The 1586-nt window shown below is 66.5% G+C and carries 2 protein-coding genes; both read right to left on the reverse strand.

All coding sequences use genetic code 11. The features are described from left to right. On the reverse strand, positions 1-774 hold a 774-nt coding region (locus DBR12_RS08185), incomplete at its 3' end, for an aminotransferase class III-fold pyridoxal phosphate-dependent enzyme (RefSeq protein ID WP_146185501.1). A gap of 151 nt (positions 775-925) precedes the next feature. After that, positions 926-1586: GntR family transcriptional regulator (locus tag DBR12_RS08190; RefSeq protein WP_108616796.1), on the reverse strand; the 661-nt coding region annotated here is incomplete at its 5' end.

The raw sequence follows: 1586 nt of genomic DNA on the forward strand, positions 1-1586 counted from the left end.
GGTGATCACTTCGTCAAAGATCAAGAGAATGCCGTGCTGCGTGCACAGCTCGCGCAGGCGCTGCAGGTAGCCCACGGGCGGCGGATACACCCCGCCCGAGCCAGTCACGGGCTCGACGATCACCGCCGCAATGGTGGCCGGGTCGTGCACCACGAACAGCTGCTCCAGCGCATTGGCGTAGTGCGCCCCCGTGGCTGGCTGGCCGCGCGAGAAGCGGGCGTCGGCATCATAGGGCAGGGGCAGGTGGGCTGTGTCGGGTAGCAGCGGGCCGAAGTCGCGCTTGTGGCGCCCGAGCCCGGCCACCGAGAGGCCGCCAAAACCCATGCCGTGGTAGCCCTTGGCGCGGCCCACCAGCAGCGTACGGCGCGCATCACCGCGCGTCTGGTGGTAGGCGCGGGCGATTTTGAGGGCTGTGTCCACGGCCTCGGAACCCGAGTTGGTGAAGAACACGTGGTCCATGCCTTCGGGCGCCAGGTCGGCGATGCGCCGGGCCAGCGTGAAGGCGGCAGGGTGACTCATCTTGAATGACGAGACGAAGTCCATGCGGCCTGCTGCCTCGCGAATCGCCTCGGTGATGCGCGGCTGGCCGTGGCCCGCGTTGCAGCACCACAGGCCGGCCATGGCGTCGAGCACCTGGCGGCCATCGTCGGTGGTGTAGTGCATGCCCTGGGCGGCTGTGAACAGCATGGGCTGCTGCTGGAACTGGCGCTGGGCGGTGAAGGGCAGCCAGAAGGCGTCGTCCTTCTGGACGCGGGAGGAAGTGGCGCAAGTCATGAGGGCTTTCGATGGGTGCTGGAAGGGGGAAGGGCAGGCAGCCGCGTGCCCGACATTGCGGCACCGGCCCCTTTACCTCTTCTATTATGTTTTTTGTTTTAACAAAAATCAATATGCCAGCATCAACGAAAGACTCTCAGCTTCTCAGTCTTCAGGTCTTTCCAGGAGGGCGCAGGCGGCTGGCCACGTCGAGGTGGCGCTGCATTAGCAGCGCGGCCAGTTCTGTGTCGCCGGCCTGCAGGCGGTCAAGCATCTCCAGATGTTCGCGGCAGTTCACCTGCATGCGCTCGGGGCCGTACTTCCAGTCGTAGTTGGACAGGCGGCGCAGGCGGTTCTGGCGCTGGATGTCCATGTGGAAGAAGCGGTTGCCCGAGGCGGCGGCCACGCCCTCGTGGAAGGCGGCATTCATTTCGAAGAAGGCGACGCTCGACGAGTCCTCCGACAACGTGCGCAGAAACTCCTCGTGCTGGCGCCGCATGTCCTGCGCCCAGGCGGGCGGCAGCGCAAAGCCGGGCTCGCGGATCGCGGCTGGCTCGATCACCATGCGGTAGCGGTAGCTCTCGTGGCGCACGCTGGCATCCCACGAACCCGCAGCAAAGCGCCAGCCATATCCGAGCTTGGGTTCGATGGCGCCCAGGTCGGCCAGGCGCTCCAGCGCGTTGCGGATGGCCGGGCGGCCCAGGTCGTAGGCTTCCATCAGTTCCTTCTCTGAAACGAATTCCCCCAGGTTTCCGCGCTGGCGGTCATAGGCAATGCGCCGCAGCAACTCGTCGCTGCCAGCGGCCGCCTCGCGGGCGGGGGAGGGCAGGGGC

The organism is Acidovorax sp. HMWF029 (assembly GCF_003060895.1).
Classification (GTDB): Bacteria; Pseudomonadota; Gammaproteobacteria; order Burkholderiales; family Burkholderiaceae_C; genus Acidovorax.